Genomic DNA, 18,147 nt, shown 5'->3' on the forward strand with positions numbered 1-18,147 from the left:
TAGGTCGGCTGGGTCGGGGCGATTATGGCGTGGAGAGCCAATCTGGTTGGCTGATTGCATCACCTTCGGGAGACTAGCGGAACAGGCCCGCAAGCACGGGCACGAGGATCGCGGTCAGCAAGCCATTGAGGCCGATGCCGAGTGCTGCGAAAGCGGCCCCGAGTTCGTCGCGCGCGGCGACTTGCGCTGCGGCGACGCCGCTTCCGGCAAGGCCGGCGGCAAGTCCCTTGGCGCGCCAGTCCCTGACCTTCAGGCCATGCAGCATGTGCTGACCGACAACAGCGGCAAGGATGCCGCCGAGGATCGCAAGCGCGGCGGTGAGCGCGGGCACGCCGCCGATCTGCTCGGAGACCGCGACCGCGATCGGCGTGGTGACGGCCCTGGGCGCCATCGACAGCGCGACCTCGCGCGTGCCGCCGAGCAGCCAGACGATGCCGACGCCGCTTGCGATCGACGTCACCGATCCCGCAAGCAGCGCAAGGCCGATTCCGTGCATGTTTTCGCGGACGAGGCGCGCGTTCCTCGCCAACGGGATCGCAAGCGCGATGGTGGCGGGGCCGAGCAGGAAGTTGATGAATTGCGCGCCGGCAAAATAGGTCACGTAGCTGGTGCCGCTCGCGAGCACGACGACGGCGGCCAGAACGATCGCGATCAGCACGGGGCTTGCGAGAGCCGAGTCGCGGCACGCGCGCTGCAACGCGCACGCGACGACATAGGCCGCGAGCGTAACGACGAGCCACAGCAGCGGCGTCGTCGAAAGCGGCATCCACAGATGCTGGATGGCATGGTTCATCGCGCGCCCCCGTGATGGCCGACCAGATCGGGCGGCGCGGCTTCGCGCGCAACAGATGGCGCATCGCCGCGGGGCCGCGTGGTCCAATGCATCACCAGTCCGGTCACCGCGAGGCTGAGAATGGTCGAGCCGACCAGCCCGGCAAGGATCGGCAGCCACTCAGCGCGCAGCAATCCGGCCTCCGCGATGAGGCCCACGCCGGCGGGAACGAACAGCAGGCCCATGTGGCTGATCAAGCCCTCAGAGGTCCGGACAAGCGCTTCAGGGATCGCCGGCGCATCCGGTCTGTCCTTCCTCGCGATCAGGACAGCCGCGAGCAGGAACATCCCGATCACTGGACCGGGAATGGGAAGATGCAGCGCGCCGCGCACGAGCTCGCCTGCGAGCTCGAACGCGATCAGCAGCAGGAAAGCGGCGATCATCGCAGCACCTCAGCTCTGGCGGGGCTTGTCGTTGGCGATCGGGAGGCGGGACGGCAGGCCGGCATCGCGCGCGGCGAGCAGCCCGAGCGCAGACCAGTCGAGATCGGCCCAGCCGCGTGCGATGAGTCCGACCAGGCGATCATGGGCGAGGCTCGCAGACGGCATCGGCACCGCAGTTCGCTCCGCCTCCGCCAGCGCCAGCCTGAGGTCCTTGACCGCGAGCGGCACGGCCATTCCGGCCGGCGAGTAATGCTCATTGAGGATCTTGCCGCCATAGGTCTTGTGGACCTTGGCGTCGAACAGCGAGTTCGTCAGCACGTCGAACGCGACCTCTTGATCGACGCCGCCCTTGCGCAGCAGCGCCAGCACTTCGCCCATGGCCTCGAGCGTCGTCGCGGTCAGCACATTGCCGGCGAGCTTCATCAGGTTCGCAGCCGCGGGGTCGTCCGAGATGACAAAGAGGCGCTGGCCAAGTCTCACGAGCAGCGGCTTCGCTCGCGCAAGCGCATCCGGATCACCCGCGGCCAGCACGAACAGCTTGCGGCTGTGCGCGAGGTCGGGATTGCCGAGAACCGGTGCGGCGACATAGTCCTGGCCTCGGGCGCGGTGCGCGTCGGCAAGGCGCGCGGAAAGACCGGGGCTCACGGTGCTCATGGAGATGTGGATCGCGCCGGGATGCATGACGTCGAGCAGGCCGCCCGGGTCCAGCACGGCAGGGCCGAGTACCGTGTCATCAGGAAGCGCGGTGATGATGAAGTCGCAGGCTGCAAGGTCCGAAAAGCCCGCTGCCGGTTTCGCGCCTGCCTGCACCAGCAGCGCGACCCGCTCCGGACCACGGTCGAAGGCCCACACCTGATGACCATCGGCCAGCAGGTTCCGGGCGAAGGCCTCACCCATATGGCCGAGGCCGACGACGCCGACCCGCGCAGTCTGGCGCTCCGTGATTACACCCCCATTCTGCAAAGACTGGCCGGCAGTCCAGCGCTCGGCGCCATCCTTTGAAATTTCGATGATTTTGCTTGTCATGGCGGAATCTCCGGGTTGTCTACTCGGAAGATCGTGTATTCTTGCACGCTGCGGAATGGCTCCTTTGGCAAATGATTGTTGCAGGAAGGGGAAAGATCGGTGGACTATCTTGAGGCCATGACGGCCTTCGTGCGGGCGGTCGAGCTCGGCAGTTTCTCCAAGGCAGCCGCCGAGGCCGGGCTGAAGGTCTCGACCGTCTCGCGCTATGTGAGCGGGCTCGAAGCCGACCTCGGTGCTGCGCTCTTGAACCGCTCGACACGGCGGCTGAACCTCACCGAAGCCGGCCGGCTGTTCTACGACCGCGCCACGGGGATCCTCGCCGAGGTCGACGAAGCCAGGGATGCGACGCGATCTCTGAACGCGCGGCCGCAGGGGCTGTTGCGGATCAACATCCCCGGCGCCTTCGGACGCCGGCATGTGATGCCGCACATGACGGATTTCCTCGCCGCCTATCCGGACATCAAGCTGGACGCGACGCTCACGGACACCACCGTCGACCTGATCGAGACCGCAACCGATGTCGCGATCCGGATCGGTGCACTGGTCGACTCCACGCTGATCGCGAGGAAGCTGGCGCCGCAGCGCCGCGTGCTGGTCGCAAGCCATGACTATCTCGACCGTGCACCGCCGCTGCATGCGCCCGCCGATCTCGGTCGTCATGAATGTCTCGCCTTTGCGCTGCAGCCGGGCGAAGCTTGGTATTTTCGCGTAAACCGAGATCCATCCGCTGCCATCGGCGAGATTGCGGTGAGCGGCCGCCTGCGCGCCAACGACTCCGAGGCGCTGCGCGAAGCCGCTCTGGCCGGGCTCGGCATCGCGCTGCTACCGACATGGCTCGTCAGTGCCGACGTGCAGAGCAAACAGCTCGCAGCGCTCTTGACCGAGCACGAATGGCTGATCTCGCCCGGCGCCGAACGCGCGATCTGGGGCGTCTATCCACCGAAACGAACGGTCTCGCCCAAGGTGAGGGCATTCCTCGCCTTCATCGAGCAACGCTTCGGCCAGCCGGCCTATTGGGATCTGGCGTCGCCGTCAGCGTGATTGCCAGCTTCTTGCGTCGCGTCCCTCGATCAGGCCGCGCCGTTTGGACAACGCGCCCGCCACAAAGTCCAGCACCGTTCGGATGCGCGCAACCTTGCGCAGGTCCGGATGGGTAAGCAGCCACAAGGCGCCCTCCATTTCCGGAACAGGCGACGCGACGCGGCGCAGCTCCGGTACCTCGTCCGCAAGGTAACAAGGCAATGCCGCCACGCCCAATCCGGCGCGCGTGGCCGAGCGCAGCGCGAGCAGCGAATCCGCGCGGAAGACAATCCGCTCTGCAGGCAAGTGAGCCGCCATCCACCGCGCCGAGCGAAGATGGCTGAGGCTCTCGTCGAATCCGAGCCAGTGATATTCGGCAAGCGGCTTCTCGCCGTTTCTCCCGAGATAGACCGACGAGGCGTAGGGAGCTGTTGCAACCTTTGCAAGCCGCCGGCCGGCGAGTTGCTCCGGCGCCTCGGCGGCAGGCCGGAGCGCGATATCAGCCTCGCGCTTTGTCAAAGTGAGGAATTGATTTGCAACGGTCAGTTCGACGGCGATGCCCGGGTGGTCGGCCCTGATCTCGGCCAATATGGGCGCCATCAGATCGACGAGCGTGTCGGTCGTGGTCACCCGCACCGTTCCGGTGGGACGCAGATCTTCGCCGGCCAGCCGCTGCTCGAGATCTGCAAGACCGGCAAGGACATGCGCTGCCGTCGCGATCGCCATTTCGCCCGCCGAGGTCGGCGTGTATCCGTCCCGCGCCCGCTCGAACAGCTTGGCGCCGAGGCGAACCTCGATCGCGCCGAGGCGGCGAAACGCGGTGGAGTGGTCGATCTTCAGCAGGCGGGCCGCGCCGGTCAGCGTGCCGGCGGTGCCAATGGCACGGATCAGGCGCAAATCATCCAGCGAGAAAGTCTCACGCATCTGCAAGGCTCCTGAGCATGCTTGCATCTAACGCAAGCTCAGCCTGCAGGCTCGTCACATTTCCTTGCGGAATAGCCACACCCATGTTGAGCCCCGGACCGCGGCAACAATCAGGAGACCATCATGGGCGCCCCATCCCCGGAGCTGTGCAACCTTTGGCTGGCACGAGCCTTCAACGCGAACGATGTCGACGCCGCGGTCGCGATGTATCATCCGGAGGCCTCGATCGTGCAGGTCGACCAGGTCCATGGGGGCACCACGATCGCCCGAGGGGCGGATGCGATCCGGCAGACGATGGCCGCTTATATCGGCCTGAACCCCCACATGGACGTCATCACCCATCACACCACCATCGCCGGCGATTTTGCGATGACGCGATCGCAGTGGCTGATCCGCGGCGTCGGCAAGGACGGCAGGCCCATCAATGTGCATCATCACGGCATGGAGGTGCACCGCAGGCTGCCGGACGGCACCTGGACGTTCTTCATCGATCACCCCTTTGGCGCCGATCCATCCTGGGCCATCCCAGCCCCGCCGCCGACGGAATAGCGCGCCCGAACGGCCCGCGACCAGCCGCGTCGCATCCCGCGCGTTGACATAGGTCAAGCCTGGCTCGTGGAACTGACGCCACGAATGGACCCAAGCGGCGAGTCCGCATCACGCTCTGTCCTGACCGAGATGGCTTTGCTCGCATATCCATTCGGTGGCCGCCTCAGCGCAGCCTGGCTGCGAGCGTCAGGACGTTCCCATCTCGGACCAACGGCGATCACCAGGAAGCTGCTTGCGATCGCCGCGATTTGCTTCGCCGGAGAGTGTGCGGGCATGGAGATCTCGAGGGTGACCGGATGTTCCGGTGACGTGTTGAGACTGCGAGGCGTCATCGAACGAGGCGACTACCTCCGCCTGAGGTCTTATTTCGGTGAACGCAGGATTGTCGGACTCGACCTCGGTTCGGAGGGCGGCTCGCTTGAAGACGGCTTCCGGATTGCGAGATTTGCGCAGCGGAAGCGGCTGACCGTTTACGCTTCCGAGGAATGCGATTCGGCGTGCGCCTTCATTTTCCTGACGAGCCGGAAACGCTACATGTCTCCGCGCGCCAGGATCGGGGTCCACGCGGTCGGCAACCCGCATGGCGGCGAAGATGTCAGGACAATTCGCGATACCGTCGAGCTCGCGCGGCTATCCGCCAAGCTTGGCGTGCCCTCCTCCGTGATTGGGAGGATGGTTACAACGCCGCCAGGCAAGATGTCTTACCTCGATGAAAGAGATCACCTGGCGCTCAAGACCGTCGCCCGCGACCCTTTTGCCGACATGCGTGAAAGCACAATCAGGAATTCGGAAAAGACCGCCACGACGTGTGGTCCCAATGCTGAAAAGGAAGTCTCCCGGCTGGAATAGAACCGGCGAGCGGATGACCCGGAAAGGGACGTTCCACCACGGCGTGCTTCCCGCGATCAGAATCCGATCAATTAGATTTCGTCTATTCTGCGCGACGACGTCCAAGTCGTGACATATCGTCGCTTCCATGGCGACAACTTTCCAAGCGTTGCCTTTTCCGGCCAGCAATGGACGACACTTGAGCGAAACTAGCATTGCTCCAAAACCATCTGATGGTTGATTCAAAACTAACTGCTTCAGCTACTTCAAAACAAATGGTCGCCCCGCGTACTAACTATTCCCGGGGCGAGCTTGATTGCATTTCTGCATTTTGCCAACGTCAGGACGAGCGATTCACATCGCTGCTTCAAAAGAACGGCAAATTTTTGGAGCGCCCAACAGGGGAAAGGCGCTCCGAAACAACTGAGCTGGCCGTTCCATCTTCGAGGTGACCACCTGTGTGTTAGGGGCACCTTCACGACTGTGTGCGTGTGCGTTTGTGGCGTCTCGTCGAGTCTGAACTTCAAAAAAACTGAATCCGCGACGCGCTGAGCTCACGCCACAACCGCTGAATCTGCAAGTGACCCATCCGGAAAGAAAGAACTGCCTGCGCAGGGCAATTTCTGCGACCAACGTGGGCAGCAGCATCTGCGCGCGCCGTCAGCATCACCGGCACGCGCCGAACGAAAAAGTCCTACAAAAAATTCCAACAGGCCAGGCGAATGGGGGCTAATACCGCATGTACGTGATCATTGACGATCGGGAGAACGTTGCGACCAGCTATATCGGCGGCTTCGATCGTGAAGGCGTTTCTGCTGCCGGATTTTCGTCAACGGAGTTCCGGGAGTGGCTGGAATCTGCGAGCGACGATGACCTGTCGGCCATCGATGCCTTTCTTCTTGGAGATTGTGATACTCGCGCCACCTTGCCCCGCAGCGTCCGCAAGCGCTGCCGCGCGCCGATCATCGCGCTCAGCAACCAGCGCATGCTTAAGAACACGGTTGAGCTCTTTGACGCTGGCGTGGATGATGTCGTCCATGTTCCGGTCCACCCACGCGAGATCCTGGCAAGAACTGCCGCGATCTCCCGTCGCAGTTTCGGAAAATCCGCCCATGGCAGGCAAGGTGCGATTCGAGTCTTCTTTGACGGAAGAGATCCGGAAGTTGGAGGAGCAGTCATGACGCTACCGCGTCGCGAGCTCCGTATCCTCGAACACATGGTTGGTCAGCAGGGGAAATGGCTGACCAAAACGCAGATCTTCAATGCGGTTTACGGCATCTTCGAGTCAACGTTCGATGAAAACGTGATCGAAAGTCACGTCAGCAAATTGCGCAAGAAGCTGCGTGACCGTCTCGGCTACGACCCGATCGTCTCCAGGCGATATATCGGCTACCGTCTCGATACCTCGACCGGCGTGCCCGTAGACGATGCGACGCGAGATCTCCAAACCCTGGGCATGCTGGCCAAGCAGGCGCCAGCGAGACTGCGACCTGTCCTCACTTGAGAGAACGTGATCATCACTTGGGACAGGTCACACACTGCCGCGAAAGCAACCGCGTGACCGACGACCGGGTGGCGTCTGCACAGATTCGGTAACGGGCTGGCGCAAGCCAGCCTGTCACTGCAGCACCCGCAGGCATCTCCCATACCGAACGACGGGTTTGCGCGACGTGCAGGCCCGCCGCTTACCGTGATAGCATCGCGCACCGTTCGAAAATGCATCCGACGCGACAACGTCGTTGCCACTGACGATCCAGGTTGCGTTGCTGCTGTGGCCCGGTCCAATCGGCGGATGCTTAATGAAGTCAGTGTTGCTTGTCGGGAAATTCAAACGATCCGCAGACAATTTCTTAATGGCCGGCGCATTAGTGGGGCGGAAACACATGCAGTTGAGTTGAGCCTCGAACCAAAACGGCTAGCGAATCAAACGCTAATGAGGTGCGCGCCGCGAAACTGCTCGCGAATTCTTTGAATTGGGTCGATTATGACGTTAGCACGCGAGACGGTTGAATTGTTGGTTCAAACGGCAAGAATTTGGCACTTCGAAGGTAGTCGGCACGGACTGCGCGATCGCGAATGGATGGCCCTGCGTTTTCTCGCTCGCGCGAACCAGTTCTCACGAACTCCGTCGGCATTGGCCAGCTTTGTCGGCACTACCAGGGGCACCGCATCTCAAATCGTCAAGGTGCTCGAGAAAAAGGGATTCTTGGTACGCAAACCTGCTGCGGACGACAGACGCTCGGTGATTCTCTATGTGACCGCGCAAGGAGAGAAATTTCTTGGGCATGATCCGATCAATGTCCTTGTAAAGGCGATCGCCGTACTCGGCGTCGATCGCCAGACCGGCTCTCGCGATGCGCTCCGACAGGTGCTGGACTGGTTAGATATTACCCAGCAGCGACGTCATGCGGACATTTGCAGGGAATGCACGTTCTTGACGGAGAATAGTGCCGACGGCGCGGCGGGCAACGCCTGTCCACAATTCACATGTCGCTTCTTTCGTGCGGCGATCACGCCGGACGAGACCACGCTACTATGCGTGACCTTCGAGCGCGGCCGGCGGTAGATTCATCGAACGCTGGTGCTGCGTAAGTCCGTCAAGCTGGACGACGCTTCGGATGCCGACAATTTTAATCATCTATGAGGCAGCTCGAATCAACAATCTTCATGCCTGCGATGCTAACTCGTCACCATCAATTCCTCGCCGCAAGGCGAACGTGCCGACGAGACCCATGATCATGACGACGTTCTATTCGCTAATCAATGAAGTGCAAACGACGACGACAACCGGGTCGACGAAACGGCAGCTAAGGGCCCTCACCCGCATTACGGACTTATTCCTCGCCGGATCTGGCCGCTACTCCAAGCAGCAGATCAAAATGTTCGACGAGATATTCAAGACCCTCGTTGCCGTGATTGAGTTGAAAACCCGCGTCAAGCTGGCTCACCAGCTCGCGACTGACCCGAATGCGCCGGCAACGTTGGTCAGGGCGCTTGCGCTGGATGATGCTGTTGCCGTTGCAGCTCCGGTTCTCAGTCAGTCGGATGCTCTTAGCGAATCCGATCTTGTCGCCTGCGCCAGCACCCAAAGTCAGGGCCACCTTCACGCAATCGCGCAACGTCGAACCATCAGCGAAGCGATCACGGAGTTGCTGATCCTGCGCGGCGAAGCTGGCGTGGTCCATGCCGTTGCGAGCAACCCGGGCGCCCGCTTTTCGGATGGTAGCTTCCGCGAGCTCGTCGCTCGATCAAGCGAAGACACCCAGCTTGCGCTACGTGTCGGGACGCGGCATGACATCCCCAGACATCACTTCCTGAAACTCATGGAAACGGCCTCGGCTTCCGTCCGCAACAAGATCGCCACAGCGAACCCGCAATTTTCCGACGCCGTGCATGACGCCGTTACGGAGGTCATCGACGACATAAATCTGGAAGTCCGCAATCATTCTCCGGATCACGCGAGGGCAAGGAAGAAGGTAAAGCGTCGCAAATACTGGAGGGAGCTCGGAGAAGCGGATGTTCACGCGGCCGCCCGAGGGCAGGATTTTGAAACGGCGGTGATGGCGTTGTCCGTCCTTGCAGCCTGCCCTATCGAATTGGTCGAACGGGCAGTCCTCAATGACAATCCCGGCACCGTGCAACTTGTCGCAAAAGCCAGCGCATGCTCCTGGGCGACTGCCAAGGCTTTGCTGCTGATGCGAGTAGCGGACCGCAGGCTAAGCAAGATCGATCTGGATCAAGCGCGGGAGAACTACGAGCGGCTTGAACTCCGAACGGCGAGACGTGTGCTTGAGTTCTACAAGGCGCGCCGTGATGCGCGCACAGGCGAAAGCCCTCCAATCGCGCCGGCGGAATCCGCAACCCTTGCCGTCGCCATGATGTAACTCGTGTTTGCGAGAAGGAGGTGGCCCGAGGCCGCCTCTTTCAAGGCGGCCAGGTCCGCTGGAACAGGATCGTTGGCCCATCCGTCGAGCATCAGCATCCACGGCTGGCTTGAACCGGCGGACATGGTGCCGTCCCATAGGAACAGAAAACGCAGCAATCGCCCGGCTTGGGCTTCAGCTGGGCACCGCAGCCCTTGCAATGGTAGAAGAAGCGGCAAGCGTCGGTCGGCATGATTTCCATCTCACGATGCCCGCAGTCCGGGCATGTGATGATGGATTGCAGAATAAGTGGGTTGTCCTGCATCGCCGCATCCTGCCTGAAACAGCCTCGTTCCGAAATCAGGGCTATGAGTCTATTGCTTATTTAGCTTCCGCCCGCGCAGAAGCAAGAAGAATGACCTGACCTTATCGTCCGACATTGCGCCGCTCGGACTCCGTCAATTGCTCGTTTTGTTCCCTCGTCAGCTCTCCAACTCCGACGATTTGAAATGCACTGTCGGTGTTGTAGGTCCTCTGGCCTTGTGAGCTACCTCGACGTGCGGCCGGCCGGCGTGATGTCGCCCTGCCAGTGACTGAGCGGCGATCTCGAAATTGACTGGAGCCCTTGGCGGTACCGATACGCCATTCTGTCCGATAGCAGTTGTGATCGAGACAGTCGTCATCAACAGCACTGAAATTGCCATGCAGAGATAACGTGGGTCACGAAAAGATGCGGCGAGCTTGCCCGCGGCGTTATCGCGCATCACTTTCCGCCCACCCGCACCGCCCAAGTGCCGTTCCAAGAGTTGAGGATGCCCGACGGTCTGCCGGCAGTCAAAACTCTCACGACAGCGCAATTCCGGGCCGACATACAGCTAAAGCTGTTAGTCGTCCAACATTACGATTTGACGACAGCGATGATGGCGCTCGCCCGGCGTTATCTGCATCACCAAGTCCAGGTTGCCGATGGCAATGCCGCGTCGTATCAGATCGCCTGCGCGACAATGTCCAAATTTGCGGAGGCTTCCTAGAAGCCTGCGGGAACGATCAGTGTTGCTTCGATACTTTCGGATTAGATTACGAATGTCATTCAATCAACCGGGTCTGAAATCGTCAAGTAACCCCGGAGATATCAAATTATTCGCATGCAGAGGAAGGGCGGCGCAAATGGGGCGACAAGCCGCTCTCGGATTTATCTATGAGCAGGCTGGCATTTATGACGTTTTCTGTATTCGCAAAGCCCAGCAGCGACTACAGCCACACCACCTTCATGGAATTAGCGCGTGATGTCGTGAAGCAAATGGAAGGGGCGGACGGATTTATCAGCCGGTCCATTCTCATCGATGGGACGCTCTACCATCACCCGCTGGAGCAAGATCGATCGGCTTGGGGAGATCCCGCCAATCCGACATTCACCGGTGAACGAGCGATCGCGAGCCTGCCCACGGTGCTAACCCTATCGCTCTGGAACTCTATCGACTCGGTCAAGCATTTCTCCTACAGCCATCAGCATAAAACCGCGCTGCTTCGCAGGAAGGAGTGGTTTCTGCCGCCACGCTGGCCAACTTATGCCATGTGGTGGATTCCGCACAATTTCACTCCCACGTTCGAAGACGCGTCACGGCGCATGGAGCATCTGCATGCCCATGGGCCAAGCACCGTCGCTTTTGACTTCAAGACGGCATTTTTCGCCGACGGCACAACATGCAGGCCGTCCTAGCGCTTCTACCGCAGCAGACATCTTTCCACCGAAGGCATCCTCCGAGATCGGGGGCGTGTCGTCCCAAGGTGGCTTGAGTCATATCAGAATGTTTGAAAGGGTTCGCAGATGGACGATCTGCATCATCATGAGCGTGCTGATAAAGCAAACGGCCGGTAAAGGAGGCTCCAATGGATGACAATGAGTTTCGTATTTGGAGCCATAGGGCTGCCGATTGGGGCGTGAATTATCGCCAGGGTCTGCGCGATCGTCCCGTCCGGGCTCAGACAATGCCCGGAGCGACCTTCAATGCCATTCCTCCAAGCGCGCCCGAATCGCCGGAACCGATGGACGCCATTTTTGCGGACTTCGAAAGAATCGTGATGCCCGGTATCACCCATTGGCAGCATCCGCGGTTCTTTGCCTATTTCCCGGCCAATGCGGCCCCCGCTTCAGTGATCGCCGAGCAATTTGTGTCCGCGATCGCCGCCCAATGCATGCTTTGGCAAACCTCGCCATCTGCAACCGAGCTGGAGACTCGTGTTCTGGACTGGCTGCGCCGGGCGCTGGGTCTGCCTGAAGGCTTCAAGGGTGTCATCCAGGACTCCGCATCATCGGCAACGCTGGCGGCAGTTCTCGTCATGCGCGAGCGCGCGCTGAAATGGTCGGGCAACAAGCAGGGACTGTCGGGTCAACCGCGATTGCGGATCTACAGTTCGGATCAGGTGCACACCTCGATCGATCGCGCCATCTGGATTTCGGGAATCGGCCAAGACAATCTTGTGCGCATTCCGGTCCTGGGTGAAATGCGCGGCCTCGATGTCGCAGCATTGGACGCTGCGATCGTCTCGGACCGACAAGCCGGCTTCTTACCCGCGGGCATTGTCGCCAGTGTCGGAGGTACCAGCGTAGGCGGAACTGACAATGTCGCAGGGGTCTGTGAAGTCGCGAGACGACACGATCTCTATGTTCACGTCGATGCTGCCTGGGCCGGGTCCGCGATGATCTGCCCGGAGTTTCGCCATCTGTGGGAAGGGGTCGCGCTGGCCGACTCTCTGGTTCTCAATCCCCACAAATGGCTTGGCGCGCAATTCGATTGCTCTGCGCATTTTCTGCGCGATCCCGAAAGCCTGGTGCAAACTCTGGCCATTCACCCGGAATTCCTCAAGACGCACGGCCATGATGGCATCATCAATTACTCAGAATGGAGCATACCGCTTGGCCGCCGCTTCCGCGCCTTGAAGATCTGGTTCTTGCTGCGGGCCTATGGGCTGGATGCGCTGCGCAACATGATCCGCAATCATGTGCGCTGGTCGGAGGCGCTGGCCGCGCGGCTGACAAGGACAGCCGATTTTCGCGTGACAACCCGGCCCATGCTCTCCTTGTTCTCGTTTCGGCATGAACCGAAGAACGTTGCCGACCTTGATGAACACAACCTTCGACTGATCAATGCGATCAACAGCGATGGACGGATCTATCTCACGCAGACCAAAGTCGACGGACAGTTCGTCATCCGATTTCAGGCAGGTTCATTCGATATGACAGAGGCCGATGCAGACGCCGCATTCGACGTGATCGTCGAAATTGCCCGACAATTGAGTGCGCAAGCAGCATCGGCCTAACTTCCGCGGACGCAGGGTTCGACCGTTCCTCCCCGGTCGCACCCGCGCCAATCTCAACGGACAGGCCTATACGCCGAACGCGATGCCGCACCTACACGATCGCTTGCCTGATCGCCATCGCGCTCGATGTCCATCTGATTGGCCATTTGGCGCAGGAAGGTCGGCAAATCTTGCCGTAGTTGGCCTGCAATCATTTTCAACTTCATCGCGACATCCTGCGATTTCGCAATCAGCTGAAAGGCACATTTGACCAGCAGGTGACCGTCGTTCTGCGTCACAACCGCCTTGAATGCGTCGATGAAGCTTGCCAGCTTGCCGGTCTTGGCCAACTTCTCCAGCGCGGCTCGATCGGGATCGCTGAAATCGTAAGCGCAGAAGTTCAGCAACAGCAGATTGCGCAACTCCGCCGGACCGAGCCGCGGCCACTCCGCCGGGCGCTTCAAACGCTCCCAATCCGCTTGGTGAAGCTTGGCAAAGAATAGGGGCGTGGCAAAGTTGACCGAGGCTACATAGCCGCCCAAGCGTGCTATCTGCCGCTCGATCAGTTCCGGCACGTCATCCAATACACCGCTGTAGCGCCGGGAGATCGGCATCATTTGCGAGGGAACCCCGTCGCTGACATCTCGCGTTTGGTGAATCGAGAGTATCAGACCCTGGCGGTCCAGCACCGACCACATCTTGCCGATAGCGGTATTCATCCCAGTCTCGATCGCGAGAGACTGGTCCTTGTCCAGCCCGAGCGCGTCGCGCACGTGATAGCCGCTATGCGACCAGTGGATCACGTCCGCGCACTTGCCTGACGGCATCAACCTATCGTCACCGAAAAACAGATCAGCATCGATTCCGGTCGGAGCCTCCGCCAGCACCAGGTCACCTCTCTGCGCCGCTGTCCGGATTTTTTTGACCGTCGCCGTCGTGTACCTTTCGCCGGTTGTACTCGACACACCGGCTGCGTGATCCGTGCAATAAAAGATCATCCCAAACGGCAACACTTTTGCAATATCCGACGCCCACGCGACGCTGAAATCGCCGGGCCCGCAACTGACATCAAGTATCGTGCTGGCTCCGTCTTGCCGAATCGCCACCCGCTCTTCGGCAAATCGGCGAAACGCCGCGCGCATCAGAACAGCTTGGAGGATCTTTTGACCATTACAGGATGGTCGCAAGAACTTGGCGAAGCAGGTATCATAGTCCCGCAGGAGTGCCGACACTGGTCCCTGGACATATGAACTCTTAAGTCCGTTGATCAAGAGGCCCTCCAGCTGTGATCCCCGCAAGACTTTGTATTCATTCGCTGTTACCTATCGGCTTCATGATCCCGGGATTTGGTTACAGCTGTTACCCACGATTGCTCGCGGCCGGAACCGGCTGTGCCGCATCGGATTTATCTTCTCAGTTGCTGTCGACGATTGATGGCCGCGACGTCGTGAGACCAATGAATTCGAGGTATCGTCGGCGACACCGTGGCCGCGGTCCGATCCGCATTCGTCGCGCAAGGCCTCAACCATGCCGGCTTTGCCGCTGCCCTGCGGAACCATTGCGTGGATAAACACGCGTCCCCTTGTGGTGTCGTCAATCTGGAAACGTGAGGAGGGACGCTTGCGCGAACCAGTATTGGCTTTCGGGCCCTTTCGCCTCCTGGTCATCCAGCGGGTGCTCATGGAAGGAGAGAAGCCGATCCGAATTGGCAGTCGCGCACTCGAGATTCTGTTCTGTCTCGTCGAGAGCGCAGGCGAAATCATCAGCAAAGACGAACTGATCGCCCGGGTCTGGCCGAAGATCTCGGTCGAGGAGGGCACGCTCAGGGTTCATATTGCCGCGCTTCGCCGGGCTTTGCGCGATAAACGAGACGGCCGTCTGTACGTTGAGAACGTACCAGGCCACGGCTATCGCTTCGCTGCGCCGGTCACGCGCCATGAGGCGGAAGTGTCACCGCATCCTGCTGGCTCGGCCACGGGAGCTGATCGACGCATCAATCTGCCATCACCGCTCGCGCGGATCATCGGACGCTCACAGGTCATCGATACCCTCACTGTCCGTTTGATGCAGCATCGCCTGGTAACCATCGTAGGCCCCGGCGGGGTGGGCAAGACCGCGGTCGCCATCGCAGTAGCCGATAAAGTGTCCGATACGTACGAGCACGGTGTTTGCTTCGTTGATCTGGGTTCCCTTACGGATCCCTTACTGGTGCCCACCACGCTCGCGTCTCTGCTCGGGCTGGCAACTCACTCGGAGAACCTCACGCCAAGCCTGGTCACCTTCCTTGCGGATCGACAGATGTTGCTTGTATTTGACAACTGCGAACATGTGATCGACTCCGCGGCTATGCTCGCAGAAACTGTGCTCGGCGGGGCACCGCGCGTCCAGGTTCTATCGACCAGTCGCGAGCCGCTTCGTGCGCGGGGTGAAGCGGTGCATCGCCTTGCGGCTCTGGAGATCCCGCCGTCATCGGCCGGACTTACTGCCGCCGAAGCCCTAACGTTTCCGGCAGTTCAGCTTTTTGTCGAACGCGCCATGGCAAGTCTGAGTACATTCGAGTTCCGCGACGCTGACGTTCCTGTTGTCGTCGAGCTCTGTCGCCACCTTGACGGTCTCCCCTTGGCGATCGAGTTGATCGCAGCGCGGGTTGACCATTTTGATCTGCGCGATCTCGCGGGCTTCATCGGCGACGGCGTTCAAATGGCGCGGGCGGCTCATCGCTCGGCCTTGCCGAGGCACCAATCGTTGAAGGCGACGCTCGACTGGAGTTACCGTCTTCTTTCGGAAGCCGAACAACTCACGCTGCACCGGGTGGCGATCTTTGCTGGCGGCTTCGACTTATCGGCGGCGAGCGCGATAGCGTCCGATAGCGATGTCACGACCACCGAAGTGACCGACAATATTCTCGGCTTGGCCGACAGGTCTCTGATCACCGTCGACACGACCGGCGAGGACGTTGTCTACCGCCTGCTCGATACGACCCGCGTATACGCGCTTGAAAAGCTGCAAGCTTCCGGAGAGTGGACCGAGATCAGTCGCCGACACGCGTCATATCTGTGCATTGCCTGCGACAAGGCGGCAAGCCAGGGCCCGACCCATGAGGAATGGTTGGCAACATACGGCCGGAAAATAGACGACATTCGCGCTGCGCTGGATTGGTGCTTCTCGCCGGGCGGCGACGAGACGGTCGGCGCGATGCTCGCAGTGGCCTCGGCGCCCCTTTGGTTCGGAATGTCGATTTTCAACGAGTATGTGCGTCGCCTCGAGGGCGCGCTACACGTCATCAAGGTCAGGTCCCCCGCAGATACCGCGGTCGAAATGACGGTCAGCATGGCACTCGGCTACGCACTGCTGTTTAGAGGAGGCGGAGGCGCAACTGAAGCTTTCGCTACGGCTGTGAGGATTGCAACCCTGCTCAATGAGGCCGACGCACTCAATGAGGCGCTTCTGGGCCATGCCTGGAGCTTGATAGTTGCTGGGGATTATCACGCGGCGGTTCGCGTTGTTGAGACAGCCAGCAGCAAGTTTATCGCCCGGGGCGAGGAAATCTCCATCAGGAACGACAGGATCATGGCACTGGCCCGGCATTGCATCGGCGACCAACAGGCCGCGCGCCGTCATGCAGAGCGCGCACTGAACCGCGCCGCGCGAACAGGAGCAGCTTTCCGTGTTTACCACTTCAACGATCGAGTGACGGCGGGCGCCATACTGAGCCGCATTCTGTGGGTCCAGGGGCTCCCGGATCAGGCTGTCGACACAGCCCGCCAAAGCGTCGAGGAAGGCCTCTTGGCCAACGATCCTCCATCGCTCTATATCGCCCTGTACCATGCCTGCCTGGTCTGTTTATGGAACGGCGACATCGCAGAAGCGGAGCAGTTGGTGGCGATGTTACGCGACCGCCTCTCGACCCATCCCTCGCAAGGGCGCGGAGTCTTCTGGGTACGTAGCTTCGACACAGTGTTGGATATTCGTCGCGGCAGGACGCTCGGAATTGCAGAGCGTCGCGATGAAATTCTCAGCGATCCGCTGTGCGATGGGCCGCACCTGGAAACTCTGGGTACCCTGCATGAAGCGCTCGTTGGGCCGGAAGCGATCTCGCGTGCTGCAACGGGGCGCGCAGGCTGGTGCGCAGCCGAGATCTTCCGAGTGCAAGGAGCATCGCTGCTCAAAGAGTGCAGGTCAGACACCTCCGCGGCAGAAGATTTTTTCCAACAAGCACGACGGCTAGCTCAGCAACAAGGTGCGCTTTCGTGGGAATTGCGGGCTGCGACGAGCCTGGCACGACTGTGGCAGGCGCGGGGACGCACCCGTGAAGCGGGCAGCCTGTTGGCGCAGGTCTACAATCGGTTCACTGAAGGCTTCGCGACCGTTGATCTGCTTGCTGCTAGGACGCTTCTTGATGCGCTGGATTGCTGAGGTAACTGTTGGAGGCATACGAAGGACTTTCACGGGATGCGATTGGTCTGGCGCTCGGCGAGATATCTGGCGGCAGTTCCTCGACCGACGCGGTAAACACGTATCCTAGTCCGCGCTCAGTCTTGATGAGAGATTCCGTCCCGGGTTTGGTCGTCAGCTTGCGTCGCAGCCGCAAGATCTGCACGTCTACGGATCGGCTGCCAGAGTGGTCATGCACTTGCACTGCTTCCGATAGAACCTGGCGGCTGAGCGGTCGTCGCGGTGCACGCAGAAAGGCAAGCAGAAGCGCGTATTGGCCCTTCGTCAGCGCTACCCGGTTTCCGGAAGGGCTAGTCAGGCGGCGGCTGTACTGATCGAAATGCCATCCACCGAACCTATAGCAGCCGCGATTCGAGCGTTGTCGAACAACGCGCGTCGGCGCAGGCTTGCGCCGAAGCACGGCCCGGATACGTGCCAAAAGCTCGCGAAGCCCGAAGGGCTTTGTCAGATAATCATCGGCACCGATCTCGAGGCCAACCAACGGGTCGATCGCGCCGCATGGGTAGACGCCGGTGATAATCACTGGAACGTCCGTGCGCGACTGAATTGCTCTCAGCAGGTCGAGCCCGTCGTTCCTTCCAAATTGCAGGTCAAGTATCACGAGAAAAGCGCCTTCGGTTGCCAATCGGCTCATCAGCTCTTTGGGTCCCGACACCGCGACCGCCTGGATCTGCTGTTCCTTCAGGTACTCGATGATCGCCTGGCGCGTGTTGAAATCGCTGTCTGCTACCAGGATCTCCACGTTGCACGCTGGCCAAGGCTCCGCGTTATCGAGCGTATGAATTCGTCCGCGCAAGATGGGAAATGAACATATTCGCATAACCTTTATCCGTCTTTTTGCGGGGTTCCGCCAGGAGGCTTTCGGTAACGATGCAATGTTGCCCGTCATGCCATCGCAACTGAAGTTAAGAAACGCAAAATGCACAACGCGGCGCAACCAAAGCGCGCACTTTTGAGGAGCTCAATG

The 18,147-nt window shown here is 60.5% G+C and carries 17 protein-coding genes; 10 read left to right on the plus strand and 7 right to left on the minus strand.

Annotation, left to right across the window (positions count from 1 at the left end; all coding sequences use genetic code 11):
• Positions 1 to 73: 73 nt before the first annotated feature.
• Genes K288_RS0122930 through K288_RS46295 form a run of 3 tightly spaced genes read right to left on the minus strand, consistent with a single transcriptional unit; the run spans position 74 to position 2,241 of the window.
• Positions 74 to 793, minus strand: a complete 720-nt coding sequence (locus K288_RS0122930) for an LrgB family protein (RefSeq protein ID WP_027581669.1) — start codon at positions 791 to 793, stop codon at positions 74 to 76.
• The gene (locus tag K288_RS46290) at positions 790 to 1,215 is read right to left on the minus strand and encodes a CidA/LrgA family protein (RefSeq protein ID WP_051334675.1); all 426 of its coding nucleotides are present in this window, start codon (positions 1,213 to 1,215) and stop codon (positions 790 to 792) included. The genes K288_RS0122930 and K288_RS46290 overlap by 4 nt, the downstream gene beginning before the upstream one ends.
• A 9-nt stretch (positions 1,216 to 1,224) precedes the next feature.
• A complete protein-coding gene (locus K288_RS46295; protein ID WP_084799699.1) occupies positions 1,225 to 2,241 on the minus strand; it encodes an NAD(P)-dependent oxidoreductase in 1,017 nt (338 codons plus the stop codon).
• Positions 2,242 to 2,340: 99 nt separating this feature from the next.
• On the opposite strand from K288_RS46295, the gene K288_RS0122945 reads away from it, so the two are divergent.
• Entirely contained in the window at positions 2,341 to 3,282 is a 942-nt protein-coding gene (locus K288_RS0122945; RefSeq protein ID WP_027581670.1) for a LysR family transcriptional regulator, read from the plus strand.
• On the opposite strand, the gene K288_RS0122950 is transcribed toward K288_RS0122945, so the two are convergent.
• Positions 3,274 to 4,185, minus strand: a complete 912-nt coding sequence (locus tag K288_RS0122950) for a LysR family transcriptional regulator (RefSeq protein WP_027581671.1) — start codon at positions 4,183 to 4,185, stop codon at positions 3,274 to 3,276. The two genes, K288_RS0122945 and K288_RS0122950, sit on opposite strands and share 9 nt — an antisense overlap.
• 123 nt (positions 4,186 to 4,308) lie before the next feature.
• Here K288_RS0122950 and K288_RS0122955 point away from each other — a divergent pair, with 123 nt between their 5' ends.
• The 5 genes from K288_RS0122955 to K288_RS0122975 all read left to right on the plus strand — a co-directional run bounded on the left by K288_RS0122955 (position 4,309) and on the right by K288_RS0122975 (position 9,446).
• The gene (locus tag K288_RS0122955) at positions 4,309 to 4,734 is read left to right on the plus strand and encodes a nuclear transport factor 2 family protein (RefSeq protein WP_027581672.1); all 426 of its coding nucleotides are present in this window, start codon (positions 4,309 to 4,311) and stop codon (positions 4,732 to 4,734) included.
• A gap of 309 nt (positions 4,735 to 5,043) precedes the next feature.
• Positions 5,044 to 5,583 (plus strand): hypothetical protein, encoded by a 540-nt coding sequence (locus K288_RS0122960; protein WP_152535636.1) that lies wholly within the window; start codon positions 5,044 to 5,046, stop codon positions 5,581 to 5,583.
• A gap of 718 nt (positions 5,584 to 6,301) precedes the next feature.
• Positions 6,302 to 7,066: a response regulator transcription factor gene (locus tag K288_RS0122965; RefSeq protein ID WP_027581674.1), complete on the plus strand. Its 765-nt coding sequence runs from the start codon at positions 6,302 to 6,304 to the stop codon at positions 7,064 to 7,066.
• Between the two features lie 480 nt (positions 7,067 to 7,546).
• Positions 7,547 to 8,128 (plus strand): MarR family transcriptional regulator, encoded by a 582-nt coding sequence (locus tag K288_RS0122970; protein WP_027581675.1) that lies wholly within the window; start codon positions 7,547 to 7,549, stop codon positions 8,126 to 8,128.
• A gap of 172 nt (positions 8,129 to 8,300) precedes the next feature.
• Positions 8,301 to 9,446, plus strand: coding sequence for a DUF2336 domain-containing protein (locus K288_RS0122975; RefSeq protein ID WP_160168996.1), 1,146 nt, complete (start codon positions 8,301 to 8,303; stop codon positions 9,444 to 9,446).
• Positions 9,447 to 9,537: 91 nt separating this feature from the next.
• Here the strand turns inward: K288_RS0122975 and K288_RS54850 are convergent, their stop codons facing one another.
• Complete coding sequence (locus K288_RS54850) at positions 9,538 to 9,750, minus strand: GDCCVxC domain-containing (seleno)protein (protein ID WP_084799701.1); 213 nt, start codon at positions 9,748 to 9,750, stop codon at positions 9,538 to 9,540.
• A gap of 487 nt (positions 9,751 to 10,237) precedes the next feature.
• On the opposite strand from K288_RS54850, the gene K288_RS0122980 reads away from it, so the two are divergent.
• The 3 genes from K288_RS0122980 to K288_RS0122990 all read left to right on the plus strand — a co-directional run bounded on the left by K288_RS0122980 (position 10,238) and on the right by K288_RS0122990 (position 12,746).
• Positions 10,238 to 10,456 carry a hypothetical protein gene (locus tag K288_RS0122980; RefSeq protein ID WP_152535637.1) on the plus strand — a complete coding sequence of 73 codons (219 nt, stop codon included), beginning with the start codon at positions 10,238 to 10,240 and terminating at the stop codon, positions 10,454 to 10,456.
• 167 nt (positions 10,457 to 10,623) lie between these two features.
• Positions 10,624 to 11,145, plus strand: coding sequence for a DUF3291 domain-containing protein (locus tag K288_RS0122985; protein ID WP_027581678.1), 522 nt, complete (start codon positions 10,624 to 10,626; stop codon positions 11,143 to 11,145).
• A 170-nt stretch (positions 11,146 to 11,315) separates the two neighbouring features.
• Positions 11,316 to 12,746 carry a pyridoxal-dependent decarboxylase gene (locus K288_RS0122990; RefSeq protein WP_027581679.1) on the plus strand — a complete coding sequence of 477 codons (1,431 nt, stop codon included), beginning with the start codon at positions 11,316 to 11,318 and terminating at the stop codon, positions 12,744 to 12,746.
• A gap of 53 nt (positions 12,747 to 12,799) precedes the next feature.
• On the opposite strand, the gene K288_RS0122995 is transcribed toward K288_RS0122990, so the two are convergent.
• Positions 12,800 to 13,996, minus strand: a complete 1,197-nt coding sequence (locus K288_RS0122995) for a hypothetical protein (RefSeq protein ID WP_152535638.1) — start codon at positions 13,994 to 13,996, stop codon at positions 12,800 to 12,802.
• A 349-nt stretch (positions 13,997 to 14,345) separates the two neighbouring features.
• Between K288_RS0122995 and K288_RS0123000 the strand changes: the two genes are divergently transcribed.
• On the plus strand, positions 14,346 to 17,141 hold the full coding sequence (locus K288_RS0123000; protein ID WP_027581681.1) for a winged helix-turn-helix domain-containing protein: 2,796 nt from the start codon (positions 14,346 to 14,348) through the stop codon (positions 17,139 to 17,141).
• Here the strand turns inward: K288_RS0123000 and K288_RS46300 are convergent.
• Complete coding sequence (locus K288_RS46300) at positions 17,110 to 17,922, minus strand: winged helix-turn-helix domain-containing protein (protein ID WP_064737349.1); 813 nt, start codon at positions 17,920 to 17,922, stop codon at positions 17,110 to 17,112. The two genes, K288_RS0123000 and K288_RS46300, sit on opposite strands and share 32 nt — an antisense overlap.
• Positions 17,923 to 18,147 lie beyond the last annotated feature (225 nt).

Source organism: Bradyrhizobium sp. Ai1a-2 (genome assembly GCF_000426245.1).
In the GTDB taxonomy this organism is placed as follows: domain Bacteria; phylum Pseudomonadota; class Alphaproteobacteria; order Rhizobiales; family Xanthobacteraceae; genus Bradyrhizobium.